The sequence below is a fragment of the Amycolatopsis rhizosphaerae genome (assembly GCF_007713715.1).
Classification (GTDB): Bacteria; Actinomycetota; Actinomycetes; order Mycobacteriales; family Pseudonocardiaceae; genus Amycolatopsis_E; species Amycolatopsis_E rhizosphaerae.
On the sequence record NZ_VJWX01000766.1, the window covers coordinates 1 to 2050 of the forward strand.

2 protein-coding genes are annotated in these 2050 nt (G+C 68.3%); both read left to right on the forward strand.

Translation table 11 applies throughout. The features are described 5' to 3' along the window. Nucleotides 1-296 precede the first annotated feature (296 nt). Nucleotides 297-512: a hypothetical protein gene (locus FNH05_RS36585; RefSeq protein ID WP_144593408.1), complete on the forward strand. Its 216-nt coding sequence runs from the start codon at nt 297-299 to the stop codon at nt 510-512. A gap of 446 nt (nt 513-958) precedes the next feature. Beyond that, nucleotides 959-2008, forward strand: coding sequence for a C40 family peptidase (locus FNH05_RS36590; protein WP_144593409.1), 1050 nt, complete (start codon nt 959-961; stop codon nt 2006-2008). The last annotated feature ends 42 nt before the right edge of the window (nt 2009-2050 follow it).

Here is a 2050-nt window from a genome sequence, read left to right on the forward strand (position 1 = left end):
GGGTGGGACTCACCTGCCTGAGGGGGGACACAAGCGCACGAGGGTGGGACTCGCCCGGCGGACGGGTCGTGCACCGCCGTGAGGGCCGGACTTTCCCGGGGCCCGGGTCGATACGACCGTGAGGGGACCCCTCACAGGAAAGCAGGCCAGGGTCCCGACAAGCGTTTGCCGTAGCCCTGGTTCGGCCATTGTTCGGCGGTTGTTTCGAACATCGGGGGAGAGACGGCCGGAAAATGTCGGTGGGTGTCCTTACCGTTGCTTGTCGTACTCATTCCAGGCGGTTCGAGGAGGCAGCGATGGAGGAAGACACCCTGGTCGTGGACTGCGGACGGTGCGCCGTTCAGGGCAGCGGCTGCGCCGACTGCGCGATCAGCGTGCTGCTGAACGCCCCACCGGTGATCGAATGGGATCAGGAGGAATTGAGTGCGATCGACGCACTCGCCGAAGGCGGGCTTATTCCGGGGCTGAAACTGGTGCCGATGGGGCGGTTCCGGCGGGGGCGAGCGGCCTGAAGCGCAGAACCACACCAAAGCGTTAAACGGTCGATTGCGGCGCCCAACGGTCAGTAGTACCAGTGAGCAAAATTGTGAGCTTCGCCACGTCGGTTGTGTCATCGCTGGTCCGAACGGGGTTCGCCCTGGCTACCCACAGTTTTAACCTGCGCCCTGCTAGACGTGACGGCGGCTGTTTCGTAACCTAGCCGAGATCTCGCGGCCGGTAGCCGACGCATCCCGCGTCGGCGACGCGGGATTGCCACCGAAGCAGCTTTGTCGGGGAGCTGCGCCGGAACCACCGTTTTCACAGGTCCAGGTGCGCTGCCGCGTGCCAGGACCGGGGTGGCGAAGCGCCGTTGTACCGGAAGCCGGGTGTCTGTGTCCGTCCGCTCCGGTGAGCAGAGGTGATCATCCCTGCGCGCGGCGACCGGTAGGTGGCCGAATGCAAAGGAGACACGCGCGGCGTGCAGTCGCAACCGATCAAGCGCGTGGTCGCAGGAGCCCTGGCCGCTGCCGCGGTGATCACCGCGGTGAGCGTGGGGGCTCCGGCCAGCGCGGTCACCCCCGCTCTACAGAACCCACCCACCACCTCATCCGATGCCCTCGCGCAGTACCGTGCCGCCGCCGCGCAGGCGGAGCAGCTCAACGAGGACGCGCTCAACGCCCAGTCCGACTTCAACGCCAAGCAGGCCGAGCTGGCCAAGGCCAACATCGACCTGCAGGCGGCCAACGCCAGGGTGAAGGCGGCGCAGGCTGACGCGGCCGGGGTCCAGTCCGCGGTCGACCAGTTCACCGATGCCTCGTTCATCAGCGGAGCGCAGTACAACCGCCTGTCGGCCCTGCTGACCGGGACCTCCGCGCAGGACTTCCTCGACCGGTCTTCGGCGCTGGCCGTGCTGGCCGACGACAAGAACAAGGCCCTCTCGCAGTACACCTCCGCGATCGATGCCGCGGCCAGCGCGCAGCAGCAGGCGGCGGACGCCAAGAACCGCGCCCAGGCTGCCTCGGATGCCGCGGCACAGCTGCTCAACGACCTGCACGCCCGCCAGGACGCGCTGAACAAGCAGGTCAGCGACCTCAAGCAGCTGGCAACCCGGCTCAGCGCGGCCGACCGGGCCGCCCAGAGGGACACGGGCGGATCGAACCCGAACCTGCCCGCCCCGACCGCGGCGGCGCAGACGGCGATCAACGTCGCGCTCAGCAAGCTCGGCGACCCCTACGGCTGGGGCGACACCGGCCCCAACTCGTTCGACTGCTCGGGCCTGACCCAGTACTCGTACCGGCAGGCGGGCATCACGCTGCCGCGGACCGCCGCCGAGCAGCAGGGCTTCGGCCTGTACGTGTCCAGGGCGGACCTTCAGCCCGGTGACCTGGTGTTCTACGGTTCACCGGCGCACCACGTCGGCATCTACCTCGGCGACGGCAAGATGGTGCACGCCCCGACCACCGGTGACGTGGTCAAGATTTCCTCGCTCCAGAACGACTACTCCGGAGCGCGCCGGGTCGCGTACTGACCTGGTGGCGAAGCAGGGGCGGCACCGCGCACGGTGCCGCCC